Source organism: Pseudarthrobacter sp. KH_020_B (assembly GCF_057840185.1).
Genome location: NZ_CM174506.1, coordinates 4,617,870 through 4,638,850 on the forward strand (window position 1 = coordinate 4,617,870; position 20,981 = coordinate 4,638,850).

20 protein-coding genes and 1 pseudogene are annotated in these 20,981 nt (G+C 65.9%); 12 read left to right on the plus strand and 9 right to left on the minus strand.

The features are described from left to right. Nucleotides 1-65: 65 nt before the first annotated feature. The 7 genes from AC3IT0_RS21655 (at nucleotide 66) to AC3IT0_RS21685 (ending at nucleotide 8,497) form a co-directional block, all read left to right on the plus strand. Entirely contained in the window at nucleotides 66-1,361 is a 1,296-nt protein-coding gene (locus AC3IT0_RS21655) for a dicarboxylate/amino acid:cation symporter (RefSeq protein ID WP_489321685.1), read from the plus strand. Between the two features lie 28 nt (nucleotides 1,362-1,389). Further along, complete coding sequence (locus AC3IT0_RS21660) at nucleotides 1,390-1,662, plus strand: winged helix-turn-helix domain-containing protein (protein WP_489321686.1); 273 nt, start codon at nucleotides 1,390-1,392, stop codon at nucleotides 1,660-1,662. A 131-nt stretch (nucleotides 1,663-1,793) separates the two neighbouring features. Beyond that, a complete protein-coding gene (locus AC3IT0_RS21665; protein ID WP_489321687.1) occupies nucleotides 1,794-2,528 on the plus strand; it encodes a FadR/GntR family transcriptional regulator in 735 nt (244 codons plus the stop codon). A 12-nt stretch (nucleotides 2,529-2,540) separates the two neighbouring features. Next, entirely contained in the window at nucleotides 2,541-3,647 is a 1,107-nt protein-coding gene (locus AC3IT0_RS21670) for an asparaginase (protein WP_489321688.1), read from the plus strand. A 10-nt stretch (nucleotides 3,648-3,657) separates the two neighbouring features. Further along, on the plus strand, nucleotides 3,658-5,169 hold the full coding sequence (locus AC3IT0_RS21675; protein ID WP_489321689.1) for an amino acid permease: 1,512 nt from the start codon (nucleotides 3,658-3,660) through the stop codon (nucleotides 5,167-5,169). Between the two features lie 217 nt (nucleotides 5,170-5,386). Then, nucleotides 5,387-6,703: an ATP-binding protein gene (locus AC3IT0_RS21680; RefSeq protein WP_489321690.1), complete on the plus strand. Its 1,317-nt coding sequence runs from the start codon at nucleotides 5,387-5,389 to the stop codon at nucleotides 6,701-6,703. Between the two features lie 195 nt (nucleotides 6,704-6,898). After that, nucleotides 6,899-8,497, plus strand: coding sequence for an HNH endonuclease signature motif containing protein (locus AC3IT0_RS21685; RefSeq protein WP_489321691.1), 1,599 nt, complete (start codon nucleotides 6,899-6,901; stop codon nucleotides 8,495-8,497). A gap of 260 nt (nucleotides 8,498-8,757) precedes the next feature. Here AC3IT0_RS21685 and AC3IT0_RS21690 read toward each other — a convergent pair whose 3' ends face one another. Then, entirely contained in the window at nucleotides 8,758-9,462 is a 705-nt protein-coding gene (locus AC3IT0_RS21690; RefSeq protein ID WP_489321692.1) for an HD domain-containing protein, read from the minus strand. Between the two features lie 72 nt (nucleotides 9,463-9,534). Beyond that, nucleotides 9,535-10,416, minus strand: a complete 882-nt coding sequence (gene gluQRS, locus AC3IT0_RS21695) for a tRNA glutamyl-Q(34) synthetase GluQRS (RefSeq protein WP_489321693.1) — start codon at nucleotides 10,414-10,416, stop codon at nucleotides 9,535-9,537. Nucleotides 10,417-10,759: 343 nt separating this feature from the next. Between gluQRS and AC3IT0_RS21700 the strand changes: the two genes are divergently transcribed. The 3 genes from AC3IT0_RS21700 (at nucleotide 10,760) to AC3IT0_RS21710 (ending at nucleotide 13,449) form a co-directional block, all read left to right on the plus strand. Beyond that, a complete protein-coding gene (locus AC3IT0_RS21700; protein ID WP_205630668.1) occupies nucleotides 10,760-11,218 on the plus strand; it encodes an Lrp/AsnC family transcriptional regulator in 459 nt (152 codons plus the stop codon). Between the two features lie 96 nt (nucleotides 11,219-11,314). Next, entirely contained in the window at nucleotides 11,315-12,799 is a 1,485-nt protein-coding gene (locus AC3IT0_RS21705; protein ID WP_489321694.1) for a WXG100 family type VII secretion target, read from the plus strand. Nucleotides 12,800-12,936: 137 nt separating this feature from the next. Beyond that, entirely contained in the window at nucleotides 12,937-13,449 is a 513-nt protein-coding gene (locus tag AC3IT0_RS21710; RefSeq protein WP_489321695.1) for a hypothetical protein, read from the plus strand. Nucleotides 13,450-13,486: 37 nt separating this feature from the next. Here the strand turns inward: AC3IT0_RS21710 and AC3IT0_RS21715 are convergent, their stop codons facing one another. After that, nucleotides 13,487-13,942 carry an Lrp/AsnC family transcriptional regulator gene (locus tag AC3IT0_RS21715; RefSeq protein ID WP_141138772.1) on the minus strand — a complete coding sequence of 152 codons (456 nt, stop codon included), beginning with the start codon at nucleotides 13,940-13,942 and terminating at the stop codon, nucleotides 13,487-13,489. A 104-nt stretch (nucleotides 13,943-14,046) separates the two neighbouring features. Between AC3IT0_RS21715 and AC3IT0_RS21720 the strand changes: the two genes are divergently transcribed. Continuing rightward, entirely contained in the window at nucleotides 14,047-14,700 is a 654-nt protein-coding gene (locus tag AC3IT0_RS21720; RefSeq protein WP_489321696.1) for a LysE family translocator, read from the plus strand. 14 nt (nucleotides 14,701-14,714) lie between these two features. Here the strand turns inward: AC3IT0_RS21720 and AC3IT0_RS21725 are convergent. From AC3IT0_RS21725 to AC3IT0_RS21750, 6 genes and pseudogenes are all read right to left on the minus strand, one after another. Next, a pseudogene (locus AC3IT0_RS21725) lies at nucleotides 14,715-15,068 on the minus strand (nuclear transport factor 2 family protein). A 50-nt stretch (nucleotides 15,069-15,118) separates the two neighbouring features. Further along, nucleotides 15,119-16,084 carry a hypothetical protein gene (locus AC3IT0_RS21730; protein ID WP_489321697.1) on the minus strand — a complete coding sequence of 322 codons (966 nt, stop codon included), beginning with the start codon at nucleotides 16,082-16,084 and terminating at the stop codon, nucleotides 15,119-15,121. A gap of 46 nt (nucleotides 16,085-16,130) precedes the next feature. Continuing rightward, nucleotides 16,131-16,631, minus strand: coding sequence for a DUF456 domain-containing protein (locus AC3IT0_RS21735; RefSeq protein ID WP_489321698.1), 501 nt, complete (start codon nucleotides 16,629-16,631; stop codon nucleotides 16,131-16,133). A 145-nt stretch (nucleotides 16,632-16,776) separates the two neighbouring features. Then, on the minus strand, nucleotides 16,777-17,976 hold the full coding sequence (locus tag AC3IT0_RS21740) for an NAD(P)-dependent malic enzyme (RefSeq protein ID WP_489321699.1): 1,200 nt from the start codon (nucleotides 17,974-17,976) through the stop codon (nucleotides 16,777-16,779). A 291-nt stretch (nucleotides 17,977-18,267) separates the two neighbouring features. Then, entirely contained in the window at nucleotides 18,268-18,876 is a 609-nt protein-coding gene (locus AC3IT0_RS21745; protein ID WP_489321700.1) for a TetR/AcrR family transcriptional regulator, read from the minus strand. A 102-nt stretch (nucleotides 18,877-18,978) separates the two neighbouring features. Then, a complete protein-coding gene (locus tag AC3IT0_RS21750; protein WP_489321701.1) occupies nucleotides 18,979-20,283 on the minus strand; it encodes an MFS transporter in 1,305 nt (434 codons plus the stop codon). Between the two features lie 140 nt (nucleotides 20,284-20,423). Between AC3IT0_RS21750 and rraA the strand changes: the two genes are divergently transcribed. Further along, on the plus strand, nucleotides 20,424-20,921 hold the full coding sequence (rraA, locus tag AC3IT0_RS21755) for a ribonuclease E activity regulator RraA (RefSeq protein WP_489321702.1): 498 nt from the start codon (nucleotides 20,424-20,426) through the stop codon (nucleotides 20,919-20,921). Nucleotides 20,922-20,981: the final 60 nt, after the last annotated feature.

Sequence of the window (20,981 nt, forward strand, 5' to 3'; positions counted from 1 at the left end):
CTCAAGGCTCAAAGACGAGGACCCTTCCAGAGGGCTGAATCTCGGCATCTATCAAAGGACTGACTTTGAAAAACAAATCAACGAAATGGATCCTGGCCTCGCTCCTGATGGGAATCATCAGCGGCCTGGTGTTCCACTGGCTTCTCCCCGCGGATGTGCGGGACGCCTTCGTTGCCGTCTTCGACACGGTGACACACATGTTCCTGAACCTGATCAAGATGATCATTGCCCCGCTGATCTTCGCCACCCTGGTCTCCGGCATCGCCGGAGCTGCGAAATCAGCGGGTGTGGGAAAGCTCTTCGGCCGTTCGATGGTCTGGTTCCTCTCCGCCTCAGTCCTGGTGGGCGCCTTTGGCTTCATCATGGCCCACCTGCTCAACGTGGGCTCAGGCCTTCACCTCGTGCCCACCGGTGATGCCGGGCTGGAGTCCAAGCCGCTCGACTTCCAGGCTTTTATCACCAACATCATCCCCACCAGCGTCTTCTCGGCCCTGACCACGAACAACCCGCTCCAGATCCTGGTGTTCGGCGCGCTTTTCGGCATCGCCCTGCTGAACCTCCGGAAAAAGGGCCACTCCTCCATCGCTGACGCGATCGACGAACTGATGAAGGTCATGTTGAAGGTCACCGGCTATGTGATGCTGGCAGCCCCGGTGGGCGTTTTCGCCGGAATCGCCTCGGCATTCACGGCGAAGGGCCTCGACGCGTTCGCCACCTACGCCTCATTCATCGGCGGTTTCTATGTTTCGCTCTCGGCCCTGTGGGTCGTTATGATCGCCGTCGCCACGGCCTTCCTCGGCCGGGCGGCCTTCCGCCTGGTGCGAATGGTCCGCGAACCCATGGTCATAGCGTTCGCCACGTCCAGCAGCGAAGCGGCGCTGCCCAAACTCATCGAAGGCCTGACCAAGTTCGGCATCGAAAAGCGCACCACCGGCTTCGTGCTGCCGCTGGGGTACTCGTTCAATGTTGACGGTTCCATGATGTACATGACCTTCGCTTCGGTCTTCCTCATCAACGCCTACGGTATCGATATGGATCTGGGCCAGCAGATCGCCATGACGGCCATGCTCCTGCTCAGCAGCAAAGGCATGGCCGGCGTGCCACGGGGTTCACTTGTGGTGGTTGCTGCCGTCATCCCCGGCTTCGGGGTCCCGGCCGCCGGTATCGCGGTCCTGCTGGTAGTGGACCAACTGCTGGACATGGGGCGCACCGCCACCAACATCCTCGGAAACGCCATCGCCACCGCCGTCATCGGAAGGAAGCACGACGACGCTATGCCCGACGCCACGGGGCCCGCCGCCACCGGGCTCCCGGCTGAGGACGCAGAAGAAGCCCGCGCCCCCGCTCCAGCAATGCACTGATCGAGTCACACCCCGGAAGGCATTAGAAATGGTTCATTCATTCAGGTTCCCCGAACACGCAGACCGTCCCCGTGATGTCCGGTCGAGGATCTTCGATTATCTCGCCAGCAACGGAGCGAGCAAGGTGTCCGACATCAGCAATGCCGTCGGGTCCTCCAAGGACAAGGTCCGCCACCACCTGGCTGCGCTTGAGGCCGATTCGCTGGTCCGCTCCAACATTTCCCCCGGGACAAGGACCGGCTGCACTCCCTTTTACGCCCTTGCCCCTGTGACTGCGGAGACCAGGGAGCGCATCCACTGATCCGCGGCTGATGCACGGTGGCGGAGCTCGCCCGAGGAAGATGACCTACTCCTCCTCGGGCGAGCTCGCCCGTATTGCCGGTCGGTCAGCACCCGGTTGACACGGCGTGTGACTAGTGCCATATTTTAGGGGTGAACCTGTCAGACAGCCGGACAGTAGGACAGCCTGCGGAATCCATTCGCGAGCAGCCTCCCGGAGCCCAGCCCCTGGCCCGCCTCAGCGCTGCCGAGGCGGTGTTCAACGCCATCCGTTCCGACATCGAATCCGGCCAGGTGCCGGTGGGCGGAAAGCTCAGCTCCGAGGCCACCCTTTCCCAGCAGTACGGGGTCAGCCGCTCGGTCATCCGCGAAGCCCTCCGCTCCTGCACCGCTCTGGGGCTGACCGTCACCAAGACCGGCAAGGGCACGTTTGTGGTGTCCAACAAGGTTGCCAATGACCTGACCCTCGGGCAGTACTCCGCTCGGGACCTCACCGAGGCCCGCCCGCACATCGAAGTTCCGGCCGCAGGACTGGCAGCGCAGCGCCGGACCGATGAGGAACTCGAGACGCTGCGGCACATCGTCGCCGCCATGACCACGGAAACGGACCCCGAATCCTGGGTTGCCCTGGACTCCAGCTTCCACGCCGCCATCGCCCGCGCCAGCGGCAACAAGGTGTTCGAAAGTGTCGTCGCGGAGATCAGGGACGCGCAAGCCCACCAGTCGGAAACCCTGAACATGGTGGCCGACCGCCAGCACGCATCGGACACTGAGCACCAGCAGATCCTCGCCGCCATCGAGGCCGGCTCCGCCGAAGCCGCAAGCAAGGCCATGGCCGAACACCTCCGCGCCGTAGGCGTTGCCCTCGAATCCATCCTTAACAAGTAGCCCTAGGACTCCATGCCAGCCCCTGCCCTTTCCGCTGCCCAGACTGCGCCCCCCGGCACCGCCGCAAGCGGCTCCCGGACCGCCACCGAGGCCGGGACGCTCCCGCAGCACGCACCCCTGGTGGCCGCCACCCGTGACGGCCTGGTGGAGAGTGTCCACTACGGCTCGGCCATCGCCACCGCACCCGATGGCTCCATCCTGGCGACAGCAGGCGACCCCCTGGCCCCGTTCTACCCGCGCTCTTCCCTCAAGCCCCTGCAGGCCGTGGCCATGGTCCGCGCCGGCCTGAACCTCCCCGCCGACCTGCTCGCCCTGACCGCAGCCAGCCACTCCGGCGGAGCCAAACACCGCGGCGGCACCCAACGCATCCTCGCCATGCACGGGCTTGCCGTGGGCGACCTCGAGAACAGCACCGACCTGCCCTACGGCAGCAGCGAGCGCGAGGACTGGCTGCGCACCGGCTTCCTCGCCACGCAGCTGACCCAGAACTGCTCCGGCAAGCACGCCGCCATGGCCGCCACGTGCGTCATCAACGGCTGGCCGGTCAAGGGTTACCTCGACCCGTCCCACCCGCTGCAGCAACTGATCGCGGCCACCGTCTCCGAACTGACCGGCGAGGAGCCCTTCGCCCGCAGCACGGACGGCTGCGGGACACCCCTCTTCGCCCTCACCCTCCGCGGCATGGCCCTCGCGTTCGGTGCCATCGCGGCCGCCGCCGCAGCGATTACCACCGTCAGCACCTCCGACGACGGCGGGACCGCCCCGCTGCCGGCGGAAGCCGCCGTCGGGCTCGCCATGAGGCAACACCCGGGCATGGTGGCCGGCGAGCGCCGGGACGTCACCGCGCTGATGCGGCTACTCCCCGGCTCGGTGGCGAAGGACGGCTTTGAAGGTGTGCAGCTCGTCGGCCTGCCGGATGGCCGCGCAGTTGCCGTGAAAATTTCCGACGGCGGCGACCGCGCCCGGATGCCCGCCACCGTCCACGTGCTGGAGTCCCTCGGCGTGGACACCGCGCCGCTCGCCGGCATCGCCACCGCGACTGTCCTGGGAGGCGGCCGCACAGTCGGGCTCCTCCATGCCACCCATTTTCTGTCCAAACCCGACAACGAAGCCCCGTAAGGACACCTCCATGACACAATCCCCCATCACGGACCACACGGTCCCGCCCCAAGCGCACGCCACCGAAAGTGCCCTCCACGCGGAGGACAAGGGCTACCACAAGAACCTCAAACCGCGGCAGATCCAAATGATCGCCATCGGCGGCGCAATAGGCACCGGCCTGTTCCTCGGCGCAGGCGGCCGCCTCAACGCCGCCGGCCCGTCGCTGGTCATCGCCTACGCCGTCTGCGGTTTCTTCGCGTTCCTCATCCTGCGGGCGCTGGGCGAACTGGTGCTGCACCGGCCGTCGTCGGGCTCGTTTGTTTCCTACGCCCGCGAGTTCTTCGGCGAGAAGGCCGCGTTTGTTTCCGGCTGGTTCTACTGGATCAACTGGGCGACCACCACCATCGTGGACATCACCGCGGCCGCGCTGTACATGAACTTCTTCGGCAACTACATTCCCTGGATGGCGGCCGTCCCGCAGTGGGCCTGGGCCCTGATCGCCCTGGTCGTGGTCCTCGCCCTGAACCTGGTCTCGGTCAAGGTCTTCGGCGAGATGGAATTCTGGTTCGCCCTGATCAAGGTGGCCGCGCTGGTGGTCTTCCTCGTGGTGGGCACCTACTTCGTCATCTTCGGCACCCCCGTGGACGGCCAGCCGGTGGGCCTCAGCCTCCTTTCGGACAACGGCGGCGTCTTCCCCAACGGCCTGCTCCCCATGATCATCCTGATGCAGGGCGTCCTGTTCGCCTACGCCTCCATTGAACTCGTGGGCACGGCCGCCGGCGAGACCCAGAACCCGGAAAAGATCATGCCCAAGGCCATCAACTCCGTGGTCTTCCGGATCGCGGTCTTCTACGTCGGCTCCGTCATCCTGCTCGCCCTCCTGCTGCCTTACACGTCCTACGAAAAGGGCGTCAGCCCGTTTGTGACGTTCTTCGGCTCCATCGGCATCCAGGGTGTGGACGTGATCATGAACCTGGTGGTGCTCACCGCCGCGCTCTCCTCACTCAACGCCGGCTTATATTCCACCGGACGCATACTCCGCTCGATGTCCGTGAACGGTTCCGCCCCGAAGTTCGCGGGCCGCATGAACAAGGCCGGCGTCCCCTACGGCGGCATCGCCATCACCGCCGGAGTGTCCCTGCTGGGTGTCCCGCTGAACTACCTGGTGCCCGCACAGGCCTTCGAGATCGTGCTGAACGTCGCGTCCGTCGGCATCATCATGACGTGGGCAACCATTGTGCTCTGCCAGATCCAGCTCCACCGCTGGGCAAACAAAGGCTGGCTCAAGCGCCCGTCGTTCCGCATGTTCGGCGCCCCGTACACCGGCTACCTCTCGCTGCTCTTCCTCGTGGGCGTGCTGGTGATGGTGTTCATCGAATCCCCGCTCACCATGCTGGTCACGGCCATCGCCTCCGTGCTGATGGTGTTCGGCTGGTATGCGTGCCGCCAGCGGATCCGTGAGATCGCCGAGACCCGCGAAGGCTTCACGGGTACAGCCCCCGTCGTCGCCAACGCGCCGGCGGAGACGTTCAAGAAGTAGCGCCCCAACGGCCAGCCAGTGACGCCCGACGGCGGCACCCGGTTCTGTAGACACGGAACCCCAGGTGCCGCCGTCGTACTTCTTGTAATGCAACGCTCCCGCAACCCTTCGCCGCGGGCCGATCGCCTATGCTCAGCAGAGCGCCTCACCGCGCACTTTGCAGTCCAAGACGAAGCTCAATGACCCGTTCAATGACGAACCACCCGGGAGACACGGCATGACCAACTGGCGCATCAGGGATTTCCATTCAGCAGACCTGGACGGGATCCTGCACCTCTGGGAGTCGCTCAAGGCCACTGATGTGGAGCCCGTCTATGCCCTCTCCGAGGTGCTGGCATCCTGCGAGAAGGACCACGCGGTGGTGGCGGTTCAGGGCGACATGGTGGTGGGCGCCGCCGTCGGACGCGCCGCGCATGACCAGGGCTGGATCGTCTTCCTGGCCACACTCCCTGAATACCGCGGGCGCGGGATTGGCACCTCGCTGCTCGCCGCCGTCGAAAACCGCATGGCCCCGCACGGCCTCAACAAGCTCTCCGCGCTGATGCCGGAAGCGGAGACCCGGGTGGAGGCGTTCCTCAGCCGCGGCTTCGCGCTCAAGAAGAACCTGCGCTATTTCGAGCGGACCATCCCCGTCCAGCGGCAGGAACTGGGGGCGCTGGGCCAGCTGGGCGGCCGAGTCCTGGCGCGGGACCTGTGGGAAAACGTGGCCGGCATGCGCATGGAAAAGGAGCTGCTGGAGCGCCGGCTGGTCCTGCCCTTGGCGGAGGCCGACCTCGCCGATGAATACGGTGTGGTGCCGCCGCGCGCCGTGGTGCTGTTTGGCCCTCCCGGCACCGGCAAAACCACCTTCGCGAAGGCCATCGCGTCCCGGCTTGAGTGGCCTTTCGTGGAGGTTTTCCCGTCCCGGCTGGCCTCCGATCCCAAGGGCCTCGCCGGCGCCCTGCGCGAAACGTTCCTGGAGATCGCGGAGCTGGAGCACTGCGTGGTGTTCATCGACGAGGTTGAAGAGATCGCCTCCCAGCGCTCGGGTGAACCGCCGTCGCCCCTGCAGGGCGTCACCAACGAACTCCTGAAGATCATCCCGGCGTTCCGCGAACAGCCCGGCCGCCTGCTGGTGTGCGCCACGAACTTCATCCGCGCGCTGGACACCGCCTTCCTGCGCCACGGCCGGTTCGACTACGTCATCCCCATCGGCCTCCCGGACCGCCAGGCCCGCGAAGCCATGTGGCAGCGCTTCATCCCGGCCACCGTGGTGGACGATGTGGACGTGGAGCTCCTGGTGGAACGGACCGAGGGTTTCTCCCCCGCGGACATTGAGTACGCCGCCCGCAGCGCCTCCCAGCGGGCGCTGGAAAAGGCAGTGTACGACGACGGCGGCGCGGCTTCCGGGGGCAGCGTTTCAGTCCGCGAGGCGGTCCGGAAGGGACCGTGCACGCAGGACTACCTCGACGCGATCGGCGAGACGCGGACCACCGTGAGCGCCGAGGTCCACCAGGACTTCCTGGAGGACATCGACGCGTTGGGGCGGGTCTAAACCCGCGGCACTCCAGCGCGAACGGACACTTAAGCCCCCGCCACTCCAGCTGCGACGGCGCGAAGGGACACATGAGTCCCTGCAGCGACGCGGCTGGAGGTTCGGATGGCAACCTTGAAGTCCGAGTGATCAGGGATATGCACATAGGCGTTCAGCCTCGCCGTTATTGTCAGACCCTCCGGGGATGATTTGAGTATGGATAGCAGAGCAGCTGTGGCGACGGCGGAGGCCCTTTCGGCGTCCTTTGCCGGGCTGGCGGTTGCGCTCCGCGGCGGGACCGATTCCTCCGGTTCCTCGGAGGCTGATCCGTTGCGTCGGGTGGCGGATGGTTTCCTGGATGGGCTGGCCGAGATCGCCCGGTTGGACGCGAAAAGTGCCGCCCTGAAGGTCTGGCTGGCCGCCGGGTACAGCACCGCTGCCGAGGCCCTGGCGGGTCCTTGTGTGTCGCCGCAGGACCACAGGGGTCAGGAGATGGCTGTCGTTGCTGAGGTGGCGTGTGCCCTGACGGTCAGCGAACCCTCCGCGGGTGCCCTGCTCGCCGAAGCGCATGCACTGACCACCGCCCTGCCGCTGACCCTGTCCGCGTTGCAGGCCGGGACGATTTCGTGGCAGCACGCCCGGATCATGGTCGACGAAACCAGTAACCTCAAACCCGCCGGGGCGCAGGCGATGGAGGCGCATTTCCTGGACCCCAAGGTCGAGAATCCGGCACGTGGGCCGGCCGGTGAGCTGATCCCCGGCCGGTTCCGGCACAAGGCCCGCACCTGGCGCGAACGCCACCACCCCATCAGCATCGAAAAACGCCACACGCGGAGCATTGCCGATCGACGGGTGGAGTACGCCCCGGACCGCGACGGGATGGCCTGGCTCTCCGCCTACCTCCCCGCCGACCAGGCCGCGGGGATCTGGGACCGCACCACTACCACAGCCCGCGCCCTCCAAGGCCCGGACGAAGGGCGGACCCTCACCCAACTCCGCGCAGACATCACCGCCACCTGGCTCCTCACCAACAACAGCACGTCCGGCGGAACCGGTGCCAGCCCCGGCGGGCAACCCGACGGCGTGGGTGACGGCGTTCCCTCGCCGCGGGCGCAGGTGCTGGTCATGGTTCCGGTGCTGTCGCTGCTGGGCCTCACTGAGGAGCCCGCAATGCTCGACGGATACGGCCCGATCCCGCCGTCCATGGCCCGGCACCTGATCGCCGACGGCGCCGAGTCCTTCCACCGGGTCCTGATCGACCCCCGAGACGGCGCTCCCCTGGAGATCGGCCGGACCAGCTACCGCGTCACGAAAGCCCAACGCCAATGGCTCCGGCTACGGGACGGGAAATGCCCGTTCCCCGGCTGCAGTAACCACTCCCTCGACAACGAAGCCGACCACCTCCTCGCCTGGGCCCACGGCGGCACCACCGGCATCTCAAATCTCGGTTCGCCATGTCCCCGGCATCACAGACTCAGACACGCCAGCGGCTGGACACCCACAGCAGCCACCAAGAACGAACCATCCGGCTGGATATCACCGTCCGGACGCCACTACCAAAGCGAACACCCCGACTGGGAACCACCCCACTGGCCACCCCGGATGTTAGAAGTGCTAAGTCACCAGGAACCTGGCTCTGCACTGCCTGACGACACGCTGCCCGAAAGCACTCTGCCCGAATGTGTGCTCCCAGCAGACCGCTCGCCAGCGTGGGCCCAGCTGCGGTCAGCCCTCAAAGAACCGGAGCCTCCTCTGTCAGTAGCTGACTTTCTCTGGTTGTCAGCGCAGCCACTCCCCAACCGCGCGGCACGTTGACGCCTTTATGCGGCGTCGGTCAGGCGGCCTGGCAACGCGGTTAGTCCTCGGTTAGTCCCCCACAGGCAGCACCGGCTAACCTTGTCACACAGCCATCTCCGCCCTGGAGCGCGCCGGGTCCATCGGCCTGGCGGCAGCAGGGGTTTCGGTCCCGATATGCCTGCTGGTCATCGTTTTGGCGTTGGGCGCTTCGATTGTCATCGATGAGCGGCGCGGCGCTGAGCGCGTGAACGCTGCGTTGGCGAAATTCGAAGCCGAGGCTACTTCTCCTCGACCGTAGCGGCGTCCGCCTTTTCCAAGGTCTCGACAGGCTCGCCTACCGGGGCAGACTCGAATCCCGGAGCAGGCCCACCCACCGGAGTGTCTTCGTACGTCAGGTTCTCGTAGTCCGTGTCGTCTTCCTCGTCGAGCCTGTCGTCCAACTCCTTCAGGAGCCACGGATTAACCCGTGCCAGGATCTTGCGGACTTCCTCAACGTCGACGGCGGCGTACAGCACCGGGCGGGCATCGCGGTACTTGGTGACAGGCGGCTTGTCCGGCCACTTCGCGGCGAGAGCCCTGACCCGCTCTGGCAGGGAATTGTGGGCGTTGTCCGCGATCTTCACCAACGCTGCGTCGTGGTCCTCGGCAATGAAGTGCATGCCGGCCTGGTAGTCATCCGGATTATCGTGCAGCCGGTTGGTGACCCGCTCGATGATGTCGACGGCCCGCTCGGATACGCCCATGTCCAGCAGTGCTTGCCGCGTGATGGGAGTGTCCTCGGCAATGTCATGAAGGTAACCGGCAATTCGGATATCGTCGTCGCAATCTGCCAGGGCGTCACCAACCGCGATCACATGGTCACGGTAGGGCCGCTTGAGCTTGTCCTTCTGCCGGTTATGCGCCACCTCGGCCAGGACTCTCGCAGTCTCGACAGTGAATCGCGGTTGAGGGATTTTCGCTTCAGTGAATTCGGGTTCCGACATAGGTTCAGCCTACGCGCAGGGCCGCAGGTGGCCTCACGTCGGCGGGGCCGCAAGTGTCCGTTCGCGCGCTGCTTAGGGGCCGGCCCAGACCCACGCTTCACGCGGAAGAGTAACCGGCTGGAATGCCGCGAGTGCATGTTCCAACGTCCCGGCCGGCAGCCCCAGGGAATGCAGGATGAGGTTCCGCACGTCAGCTGCTGAAACGCCCACGAGGGCGAGATCGGCCAGCGTCACGGCACCGTCGCGCTTGGCCAGCCGGGCGCCGTCGGAATTCACCACCAACGGGACGTGGGCATATTCCGGAATGGGAATGTTCAGCAACGACGCGAGATACGCCTGCCTGGGCGTGGACGGCAGCAGGTCATCGCCCCGCACCACCTGGTCGATGCCCTGTGCGGCGTCGTCCACCACAACCGCCAGGTTATAGGCGGTCACACCGTCGTTGCGGCGGAGGACAAAATCGTCCACCACCCCGGTGAAATCGCCGTGCAGCAGATCGCGCACCGTGTACTCCGACACCTCGGCGCGGAGCCGGAGGGCGGCCGGCCGGGTGGAGCGTTTGAACTCCAGCTCTGCAGGATCGAGGTCCCGGCAGGTGCCCGGATAGGCGCCCTGCGGCGCGTGCGGCGCGGACGGCGCCTCCTGGATTTCGCGGCGGGTGCAGAAGCATTCGTAGGTGAGGCCTGCGGCAGCCAGCTGCCCGATCGCTTCGGCGTAGACAGCTCCGCGGTCCGTCTGGCGCACGACGGCGCCGTCCCACGTCAGGCCCACGGCCTCCAGATCGCGGAGCTGCTTCGCCTCGGCGCCGGCCCGCGCCCGGTCAAGGTCCTCGACGCGCAGCAGGAAGTCGCGGCCGGTGGACCGGGCGAACAGCCAGGCGAGCATCGCGGTGCGGAGGTTTCCTACGTGGAGTTCGCCGGAGGGGCTGGGGGCAAAGCGGCCGGCTGGGGTCATGGATCAACCCTAAGCCGGGCAGCCCCTAAGCGGGACAGCACAAGAGCCCCTCAGCTACCGAAGACTTCGAAGGATCCGACGTCGGTGGCTCAGGGGCTCTTGCCGTGTGTGCAGAATGCACCGTGGTGTGAACAAGTTTCAATCAGCGGCGTCCTCCTTGCGGGAGGTGGTGTCCAGTTGCCGGGTGGTGTGCCGGGGTTCCTGTAGCCTGCGGGATTCGGCGGTAGCCTCAGCCCTTGTTGCCACAATTTGAGCAGACGCCATACAGTTGGCACAACTGGCAGGCACTTCATTGGTCGATCTGACTAGTAGTTGGCACGCGAACCGACAGGAACTGATCAGATTGCAGCAATTGGACGCCACGGACAAGCGCATCCTCAATGCCCTGGACGAGGACCCGCGCGTCCCCATCATGGTGCTGGCCCAGCGGCTGGGCCTGGCGCGAGGGACGGTCCAATCGCGCCTGGAGCGGATGACGGCGTCGGGCGCTCTCCGTCCCAACAGCAGCCGTGTACTCCCCTCCGCTTTGGGCCGGGGTGTGGCGGCGGCCGTCAGCGCCGAGCTGGACCAGAGCCACCTCAACGAAGCCATCGCGGCGCTCCGTAAGATCCCCGAGGTCCTGGAATGCCATGCCCCTGCCGGCGACACGGACCTCCTGATCCGAGTGGTGGCCACCAGCCCGGACGACCTCTACCGCGTGTCCGAGGAGATCCGGCTGTGCCCGGGAATCGTCCGCACCTCCACGAGTATGTTCCTGCGTGAAGTCATCCCCTACCGCACCACCGGGCTGCTGCAGGACTGAATTCCCACCCGGCCTTAGGGCATGCGGGGAGCTCTCCCCATCGCCCTCCCTGACGCATCGCGGCTAGGCTGGCACGGGATCCATTCAGGGGGAAACATGGCGGGGAACTTTTACGGCGGCGACGTTGCCCAGTTGCGGCAGCTCGCCAAGGACCTGGCAGGCGGCGCCACCAGGTTGAACATGCTCGGCCAGCAGCTCAGCAGCGTCATCGGCACAGGCGTCTGGAAAGGGCACGACGCCGAGCGCTTCCGGAGCGACTGGACGTCATCGCACTTGAAGCTGCTGAAGTCGGCAACGGCAGGGCTGGAGTCGGCGTCCAAGACGCTGCTCACCCATGCGAACGAGCAGGAGACGGCCAGCAACGGGGCCAGTTCCGGTGGCGGCTCCGGAAGCGGTGGCAGCGGTACCGGGAACGGCGCTGCCCAGGACCTGACGGACCGGCTGAACGGCATGACCCCCGAAGAACGCCAGGACTACCTCGGCAGCGAGGAATTCAGGCAGTGGGCGGTTGACAACCCCGAGGCTGCAAAATCCGCCATGGATGCGGCCGCCGATTCGGGGCTGATCGATAAGAGCTCCGAGGAATACGCGGACTTCCTCAGTGACTACTGGAACAACCAGGCCATGCTGGACATGGGCATCGACCCCGCCAGCTGGGACACCTCCAAAGGCACCGAACACAACTGGGAAACCATCAAGAAGGTCTACGACTTCTACGGGCAGGCTTACCTCTCCAACCCGGACCTGCAGTGGGCCGGCATGGCCAACATGATCGGCCCGTCCTTCGCGGGCGGCTTCAAGGACATGGCCATGCTGCGGGACCTCGCCCAGCAGATCGCGGACAATCCGGCCTCGGACATCCCGCTCCCCATCCTTGACCAGATCGAACAGCTCGCCGGCATGACCGACCAGGAGATCCGTTACTACGAGACCTGCATGCTGGATATGAACAAGGAGATCTTCCTGGACCAGGCCCGCCAACATGAGGCCTACATGACCGGCGGAATCGAGGAAATCAACAGATTGCGGGACTCGGGTGCCATCGATACCGGTACCGCCGAGGAATGGGCCAAGATCGATTCCGGCGACCCCGATCTGATCCAGGAAGGCAACACCGCCCTCCTGTACCGCGAACAGAACGAAATCATCGCCGACGATTACGACAACATGCGCAACCACTCTGGCGGAGAGGCTGTAACGTACATGGTCACGCTGGCGGGCGAGCCGTCCATCCCGGGCGCCAAGAGCTACGCGGAGGTTTTTCCCTACACCTTCAGCGTGGAGAGTCCCGGACCGGAAAACGTGCCCTTCACCAACTGGGACAACCCCACCCAGTTCCGCACCGACTTCACCACCGGATTCCCCGACGGGAACATCTCCAACGCGGACCAGCGGTGGGACCTCATCCGGCAGGACACCCTCCCGGCGTACCAGAACCTCCTGGCGACGGATCCAGCCCGTGCAGAACAGATCATCGGCTCGGACTTCAACGACCGGGTGGAGCAGCATCGCCCCACCAACAACATCCCCGGCATCATGGGCCGCTTTGTGGATGGCTTCGGCGCGGAGGTCCACCAGTGAAGACCACCGGCCCAACCGCCCCTCGGCGCCAAAAACGGCGGACCGCCGTCGTACTCCTTGCCCTTTCCGCATGCCTCGCCCTGACGGGCTGCCAGACCAGTGGCACCACCACCGAACCGACCCCTCAAGGGAGCACCATGAGCACCTCGGAATTTTCCACCCTCGACGCTGCCGGCGTGGACCAGATCCGCGAATCCAAAACCGCGCGGCTGGACATGAGCTCGGGAAAGCTGGAAAAGGCTGCCGTTCGGGTCACGGACGACAGCTACGGGCCCGAGATCAACACGCGGGACTCGGGAAAGATCAAGCTCACCATCGTTGCTCCGAGCGGCGAGATCAATGGGGAAACGGACCGTATCCGCATGAACACCACGGACAAGCGGCCGGACTTCAGCGAGGTCACCTACTTCCTCACCGCTGGCTCGCCCGACGAGTATTTTGAGCTCATCCGGGACGGTGTGGAGCAGTACGGGATCGACGGCGACTCCGCGGAACGCTGGATCGCCGGCGCCCAGCGGGACCCGGAACGCAAGAGCGATTTCTCCATCACGTCCGGTACGTCAACGGGCCTGGACGTGAACTACGACCTCCGGTACGACGGCGGCAAGGACACCCAGGTGATCATCGTCCACGTCAGGCCCACGGCCTGACGCAACGCAGGACGGACGCATCTCAAGGGCATGTGCCCTACAGCGGCGGGCCCGCGTTGGACTTGATGTTCTTCATCACCAGGGTGGATGTCAGCCGTTCGACGCCGGGCAGTGACGTGAGTTCAGCGTCGTAGAAGCGCTGGTAGCCGGGCAGGTCCTCGGCGATGACCTTCAGCAGGTAGTCCGGGGAGCCGAACAGCCGCTGGGCCTCCACAATGTTGGGATTGTCCGCCACCCGGTTCTCGAAGATCTCCATGGTGGAGCGGTCCACCTGGCGCAAAGTGACAAACACAATGGCCTCGAAACCCAGCCCGACGGCGGCCGGATCGATGTCCGCCTTGTAGCCGCGGATCACCCCCGAGGCCTCCAGGTCCCGGAGCCTCCGGTGGCACGGCGCCACCGTGAGCCCCACCTTTGCAGCCAGTGCTGTGGCAGTCATCCGGCCGTCCTCTTTGAGGTGGCGCAAAATATTTCTGTCGATGTGGTCAATCACGCAAATATCTTACCAATTCTGCCTGCAGGTGGGCTAAAAGGGTAAGCACTTATGGCCCGAAACTTCATAAGGTTTGTCCTGTACCCATCGGACAGGAGCCCACCATGAATCCCCAGTTGTTTTTCGCCTTTGTGCTGGTGGCGGCCGCCCTCGCCTGCACCCCCGGCGTGGACTGGGCCTACTCCATCACCGCCGGGCTGCGGCAGCGCAGCTTCGTCCCGGCCGTGGCCGGACTCTGCGGTGGATACGTCCTGCACACGCTGCTGATGGTGGCAGGGCTCGCGGCACTGCTGTCCGGCCTGCCTGGCGTCCTGGGCTGGCTTACGGTGGCTGGCGCGAGCTACCTGCTGTGGCTGGGCATCAGCACCCTCCGCTCCTGGCGCGGCGCCTCCTTCAGTGCGGCAGACGCCGTCGGGAAGCCCGCCAACCAGCTGCGCACTTTCCTGCAGGGCATGGGCACCAGCGGCATCAACCCCAAGGGTCTGCTGTTTTACGTGGCGCTGGTGCCGCAGTTCGTCAGCCCGGAGGCCTCCCTCCCGGTCCCCGTCCAGTCCGGCCTGCTGGGCCTGACGTTCGTCCTGCTTGCCGGAACCGTCTACACCTGCGTGGCGCTGCTGGCCCGCAAACTCCTGCAATCCAGGCCCGGCGCCGCGCGGACAGTCACCCTGGCCAGCGGCATCATCATGGTTGCCCTTGGCGTGGTGCTCCTTTCAGAGCAGCTGGTTCCGCTGGTTGCGCGGCTCACCGCGCAGGGCTGACGCCGCAAAAAACTTCAGGCCTTGCGCTCCATAAACCATTCCGTGAACTCCGACGCCCGTCCGTCCGGTTCAAGGCGGATGACCCACAGGTTGTCGTAGCTGGGACGGTCGCCGAGGTAGTGGGTAATGCCCTGCACGAAGGCCAGCCCGCTGTCCGCCCCCAACAGCGTCCACTCGAAGGTCCAATCCCCGGGCTCGTCCCGCGCCTCCAGCCAGCGGTCCACGATCTGCTCGCGCCCCCCGCCAGGCATCGGGATCGTGCGGCCGCGTGGCGTAGACGGCTTCCTCGGTGAACAGCGCACGGATGTCGTCGGGCTCGTTGGTGGTGCGATGTACTTTTCCATCCAGGACCGGACTGCGTCACTCATCCCTCCGTTGTACTCCGGCGTGGCTGGGTCCACAAGCAGGCCCACAAGGCCTATTTCCCGTCCAGGTTTTCCCACTCCTGCTCCCACAGCCGGCGCTCGTCAACGTCCTTCCGGATGACGTCGAACGTCTCCAGCTCCGCCGGCCGGCCGCGGAGCCAGTCCCGCGGGTTGAGGGACTTGCGGCCGTTGTCCAGCACCAGCAGGGCGCGGTCGGTGAGGGCGTCGTTGCGGAGCACGGCGTCCGTTTTGCGACGGCGGAGCACCTCCTTCAGGGCCTCGTGCGCCTTCGCGCGGGCGCCGAGCCGCCGGAGCGCGCGGCCCCGGAGCAACAGCAGGGCCGCCGAAAGGTCGTCGGAGTTCAGCAGGCCCTCGGTCCAGATCACCACTTCCTTGTCGCGTCCCAGCGCGAAGGCCAGGGCACAGCGTGCCAGCGCTGAAGGCAACGACGGCGGCAGCCCGGCCACGGTCTGCAGCGCGGCTTCCAGCTGGCCCGTCTCCCGCAGGGAGTGCGACAGGGCCAGGAAGACCGACTCCTGGCTGAACAGTACGGGGACTTCGATGCGCTCGGCCACCTCCACCCGCGTGACCACACGCGTGAGGTACGTGGCCGCATACTGGTTGGCGTCGTCGTCGTTCCTGATGGACAGCCCACGCTGGAGGAGTTCGGACGCGCGCAGGTAGCCGCCGTGCTGGTACGCCAGGAGGCCTGCCATGACGGAGCAGAGCCCGGCCCAGCCCGGATAGGTGCGGCCCACCGCGATGAGCCGCTCCGGTTCGCTGCTGGTGAAGATGGCATCGTGGACTGCTTTGGGCGCCTTGCCCGGCATCCACTTGAGCCTGGGGACCTCGCCGTCCACGGCGAGCAGCGCGGCATCCCGGCCACCCAGCACACCGTGGATCAGCCCGCCCACGCTGCCTGCGAGTTCCCGGACGGGGGTCTGCAGGTGGACGTGCCCGAACGGCGTCAGGTCCCGGGTGTCCCGGTAGATCGGTCCTCTGGCATCCCCCGCGGTCATCTCTCCATGCTACGTGGCGGACCTGCGTGGACGCCCACGTGGAGCCCTACGTGGCGGCGGCGACCCAGAGCCCGATCACCCAGGTGCTGGCCGCCAGGCACGCGAGCCCGAACTCCGCCAGCATGCCCAGCCCGGTTGCCTTCAGGGCGGCCCAGCTGGTGGTGGTTGCGGTGCGGACACGCCGGGTCCGGCGCAGTTCACTGAGCAGCAGGCCGGCGGCGAACCCGATGAAGAGCCCCACGACGGGGATGATGAACATCCCGATCACGCCCGCCACGAGACCGATCACTACACTCCGGTTGGGAATGCCGTGCTGCTTGAGCTTCCGTCCGGTCAGCACGGCGCTGGCAGACATGCCGGCCAGCACAAACACCATTCCCACCGCGAAGACCACCCACCCGATGGCGCCGGCGCCGCCCCAGATGGCCCACGCCAGCAGGCTGAGCCCGATCAGGAAGATGCCCGGCAGGATGGGGATGATGGTGCCCGCCACCCCCACCACGATCGCCAGGCCGCACAGGACGCTCACCACGGTTTCGGAGTTCATGAGCCCCAGTTTAGGGCGGCGCGGCGGTCAGCTCCGCAGGTCAACTCCACAGTTAACGCCCGACGGCGGCGCCTCCCGTGCGTGGGGAGGCACCGCCGTCGGGCGTTATGTCAGCGTGCGTTATGTCAGCGTGTGGCTGCGGAGGTTACTCGGCTTCCACGGCGGCGGCGACGGCAGCCGTCACGGCCGGGGCAACGCGCGGATCCAGCGGGCTGGGCACGATGTAGTCCACGGACAGGTCTACTTCGGCGAGTTCGGCGATGGCGCGGGCCGCGGCAAGCTTCATGGCGGGCGTGATCCGGCGGGCGCCGGCGTCCAGCGCGCCGCGGAAGATTCCGGGGAAGGCCAGGACGTTGTTGATCTGGTTGGGGAAGTCGCTGCGGCCGGTAGCCACCACTGCGGCGTACTTGGCGGCCACCTCGGGGAGGACTTCGGGGTCCGGGTTGGAGAGGGCGAACACGATCGAGTCGGCGTTCATCAGCTTCAAGTGCGCCTCGTCAAGCTTCGAGGAGGAAACCCCGATGAACACGTCAGCGCCGAGCAGCGCTTCGCCCGGACCGCCAGTGACGCCGCGAGGGTTACTGCGCTGCCCCATCTGGGACTTTTTGCTCTGCGGGTCGGCGGCGATGTCGGCTCGGTCGCGGTTGATGACGCCCTTGGAGTCGAGCAGGACAACATCCATGATTCCGGCGGCGAGGAGGATTTCGGCGACGGCGATGCCTGCAGCACCCGCGCCGGAAACCACCACGCGGAGGTCAGCGAGTTCGCGGCCGGTGACCTTGGCGGCGTTCGTCAGGGCGGCGAGGGCCACAACGGCGGTGCCGTGCTGGTCATCGTGCATGACAGGGCAGTCCAGCGCCTCGATGAGCTTCTCTTCCAGCTCGAAGCAACGGGGGGCCGAGATGTCCTCAAGGTTGACCGCGCCGAAGCTGGGGCGAAGTCGGACCAGGGTTTCCACGATCTCGTCAACGTCCGTGGTGTTCAGGACCAGGGGAATGGAATCCAGCTCGCCGAAGGTCTTGAACAGGGCGGACTTGCCCTCCATCACGGGCAGTGAGGCGGCGGCGCCGATGTTGCCCAGGCCCAGCACCGCGGTGCCGTCGCTGACCACAACCACCAGGCGCTGCGCCCAGGTAAGGGTCTTGGCGAGTTCCGGGTTGTTGTGGATGGCACGGCTGACTTCGGCCACACCGGGGGTGTAGGCGATGGACAGGTCGCGCTTGTTGGACAGCGGGACCGTGCTGGTCACCGAGAGCTTCCCGCCCTGGTGGGCGTCGAAGATCTCGGCCTCGCTCAGGGCGGTGGCTGCTGAATTGTCGGTAGGTGCGATTACGTCAATGGACACGTCGTTGTCTCCTGGGGCTAGCCGTGGGCGCACGGCGCAGAAAGGCTCAAGCACAGGGAGGCTCAAGGTGGTCATATTCGGCGCTTCGTGGGCCCAGAGGTGGCGGGCCCGGGGTGAAGCCCTTGCAGATGCTGGTTGCCAGCCACTCCGGTCCTGCCATAATAAACAGCGCTGGCGGGCGAAAAAGTGCATCCTGGCTTCCCCGAGGCGTGCCAAATCGTTTAATCAGGCGTATTTGTGACCCACGTCACGGCATAAAGACGTATTTATTGGCCTATTGGTCTAGACCAGTTACGCCGATCGGTGGGCAGCGCGGGCCCCGGAAGCTACCGGAGCAAGCAGGGTGCAGGCCTTTTTGAGGTCTTCTTCGGCCTCAAAAAGCGAAAGCCGGCGGTTGCGGACTGACTGGACCAGACCAGTGACGGTCAGCAGGAGCACCCGGGCCGCCACGGCGTCGTCGGAGGCGGTGGCCACCGCCGTTTCGCTCAGCGCATCGATTTCATGCAGGAGCGCCGTGGTGTCCTTGTCCTTGAGGTAGACGCAGCGGGTCAGGCACTGCTCGACTGCCGGCTGCATCACCCGCATATGGAAGATCTCCATCACCACGCCGGTGAGGGCCCGGCCGCCGAAGCTGGCCGCCGACGTGCGGGCCCGGGCCTGAAGCTCGTCCAGCTGCTGGCGGTAAAGGGACAGCATCAGGTGGTTGGCGGTGGGGAAATAGCGGTAGACCGTGCCCTGCGGCACGCCCGACTTTTCCGAAATTTCCGCGAGGTCCACGGACTCCAGCCCCTTGCGGGCAAACCCTGCGGCAGAATCAAGGACGCGCGTGTAGCGCAGCCGCTGACGCGGCGTGGAGGGCCGGGCGGCCATGGACGGATGGGCTGAAAATGTCTCGGGCATCAGGATTCCGGGGTCGTGTTCCTATGGTGCAGCGGCAGGGAGAGTCCTCATCCCGTGGGCCTGCAGTCCGCCTCAACTATACGGCACGGGTTTGTGGCCCTATCAGTCCACACCCTTGATTTTGACGACGAAGACCGCGCCGAGCAGGCCGATCACTGCGGCGGTGATGAACAACGTGAGGTACCCGCCGAAGTACGTCACGGCCAGGAATGCGAGGACGGGCGCGAACACCTGCGGAAGTGAGTTCGCCACATTGATAATGCCCATGTCCTTGCCCCTGTTTGCGGCCACGGGAAGGACCTGCGTCAGCAGCGCGAAGTCCACCGCAAGGTACGCGCCGAAGCCGATGCCCAGGATGCCGGCTCCAATAAGGGCGCCGGTCCAGACCGGGAAGAAGGCCATCGTCAGTCCCGCCGCGGCGATGATGGCGGAGGACCCGATCACAAACGGCTTCCGCCGGCCCAGCCTGTCGCTCCACGGGCCCGCCACCACCGCAGTGATCATCACCATCACCGCATAGATGCCGGTCAGGATCAGGACCCCCAGTGCCGGGTCCTCATGCTTGAGGACGTCCCGGAGGAAAAAGAGCAGGTACACAATAATCATCTGGTTGCATACGTTGACCAGGAAGCGGGTGAGCCAGGCCCAGGCGAAGTCCGGGTAGCGCACAGGGCTGATCCAGAAGCTCCGGACAAACTCACCCAGCCGGAACGGAACCCGCTCCGCTTTTGGCAATTGCGGATCATTCCGGTGGAACAGGTACGGCAGAATGGAGAACAGCAGGGCGGCAGCACACAGGGCATACCCCACCATGTAGTTGCCACTGACAACGGCGCCAAACACCGCGCCGATCAGGATTCCCACTGTCTGGCCCATGGCAGCCAGCCCGCCCACACCGCCGCGCTGAAGCACGGGAACCCGGTCCGGCACAGCAGCCGTGATGGCCGCGTAGGCCGCGTTGGCTCCCAGCTGCACCAGGCACCAGAACAGCACCATCAGAGCCACAGTCGTGGCTCCCGACAGGGCCAGGAGCGCGGCCGTTGCCAGGATGGCACCGGCCAACACCCAGGGCGACCGGCGGCCGAAGCGCGAGGTGGTGCGGTCAGACAAAGCCCCAAACAAAGGATTGGCCACCAGGGACACGGCAGCGCCGCAACCGGTCACGAGGGACAAAATGGCTTCCTTGTTGGCTTCGTCAATGCCGATGGCCTGCTGGCCGATAAAGATGTTGATGGGCCCAAAGAAGGCGGCGTTAATGCCAACGTTGACCAGCACCAGGCCGGTCACCCAGCGCGCGGTGACCTTCCGCGTCGGCTCGGCGAGCGCCGCCGTCGAACTTTCCGATCCCGCCCCGGGAACCGACGCAGCGCTGGGATCCGGTGCTGCGGGCGTGTCGGACAGGCTCATGGCTGGTTCCCCCTGGAACGGTTGGTGATTCTGAAAATCAGACTATCGTGGGCTGCATCGTCCCGCTTGTCATACGGACCCGCCTTGTGCGGCGAAGGACAGCACGCAGCCCACCACCGCACTGAAGACCTGGAGATCCAATGACCGCATCTGCCACAGCCAACAGCCACAGCCCCGTCAACACCGCCGATCTGTACGACGAACGCGGCGAGGACCTGGCGTCCGTATCACTCCAGTTCCAGTCCCTCGGCGGCCGGTCACACTTCAGCGGCCCGGTGCGGACCATCCGCTGCTTCCAGGACAACGCCCTGGTCAAGGCCACCCTGGCCACCCCGGGGAACGGCGCCGTGCTGGTGGTGGACGGCGGCGGTTCGCTGGGCACGGCCCTGATGGGGGACATGATCGCCGAGAGCGCCGTGGCGAACGGCTGGGCCGGCGTCGTGATTAACGGCGCCATCCGCGACCGCGAGGCGATCGCCCAACTGGATCTCGGCGTCAAGGCGCTGGGCAGCAACCCGCGCAAGAGTGCCAAGGCCGGCGCAGGTGAGGTGGCGGTGGACGTGGTGATCGACGGCGTCACCATCCGGACCGGCGCCATGATTTGGTGCGATCCGGACGGCATCCTCGTGGAGCGCTGAGCAGGGCCCTCCAGCTGCCGCTGGGCTGCCCTTCCGGAAGGACATCTGGCTGCGGGAATG

Bases quoted from the DNA above. Each gene is read 5' to 3' on its own strand.
- AC3IT0_RS21660 (WP_489321686.1), top strand. From the start codon at position 1,390: ATGGTTCATTCATTCAGGTTCCCCGAACACGCAGACCGTCCCCGTGAT.
- AC3IT0_RS21670 (WP_489321688.1), top strand. From the start codon at position 2,541: ATGCCAGCCCCTGCCCTTTCCGCTGCCCAGACTGCGCCCCCCGGCACC.
- AC3IT0_RS21675 (WP_489321689.1), top strand. From the start codon at position 3,658: ATGACACAATCCCCCATCACGGACCACACGGTCCCGCCCCAAGCGCAC.
- AC3IT0_RS21680 (WP_489321690.1), top strand. From the start codon at position 5,387: ATGACCAACTGGCGCATCAGGGATTTCCATTCAGCAGACCTGGACGGG.
- AC3IT0_RS21685 (WP_489321691.1), top strand. From the start codon at position 6,899: ATGGATAGCAGAGCAGCTGTGGCGACGGCGGAGGCCCTTTCGGCGTCC.
- AC3IT0_RS21690 (WP_489321692.1), bottom strand. From the start codon at position 9,462: ATGTCGGAACCCGAATTCACTGAAGCGAAAATCCCTCAACCGCGATTC.
- gluQRS (WP_489321693.1), bottom strand. From the start codon at position 10,416: ATGACCCCAGCCGGCCGCTTTGCCCCCAGCCCCTCCGGCGAACTCCAC.
- AC3IT0_RS21705 (WP_489321694.1), top strand. From the start codon at position 11,315: ATGGCGGGGAACTTTTACGGCGGCGACGTTGCCCAGTTGCGGCAGCTC.
- AC3IT0_RS21710 (WP_489321695.1), top strand. From the start codon at position 12,937: ATGAGCACCTCGGAATTTTCCACCCTCGACGCTGCCGGCGTGGACCAG.
- AC3IT0_RS21720 (WP_489321696.1), top strand. From the start codon at position 14,047: ATGAATCCCCAGTTGTTTTTCGCCTTTGTGCTGGTGGCGGCCGCCCTC.
- AC3IT0_RS21730 (WP_489321697.1), bottom strand. From the start codon at position 16,084: ATGACCGCGGGGGATGCCAGAGGACCGATCTACCGGGACACCCGGGAC.
- AC3IT0_RS21735 (WP_489321698.1), bottom strand. From the start codon at position 16,631: ATGAACTCCGAAACCGTGGTGAGCGTCCTGTGCGGCCTGGCGATCGTG.
- AC3IT0_RS21745 (WP_489321700.1), bottom strand. From the start codon at position 18,876: ATGCCCGAGACATTTTCAGCCCATCCGTCCATGGCCGCCCGGCCCTCC.
- AC3IT0_RS21750 (WP_489321701.1), bottom strand. From the start codon at position 20,283: ATGAGCCTGTCCGACACGCCCGCAGCACCGGATCCCAGCGCTGCGTCG.
- rraA (WP_489321702.1), top strand. From the start codon at position 20,424: ATGACCGCATCTGCCACAGCCAACAGCCACAGCCCCGTCAACACCGCC.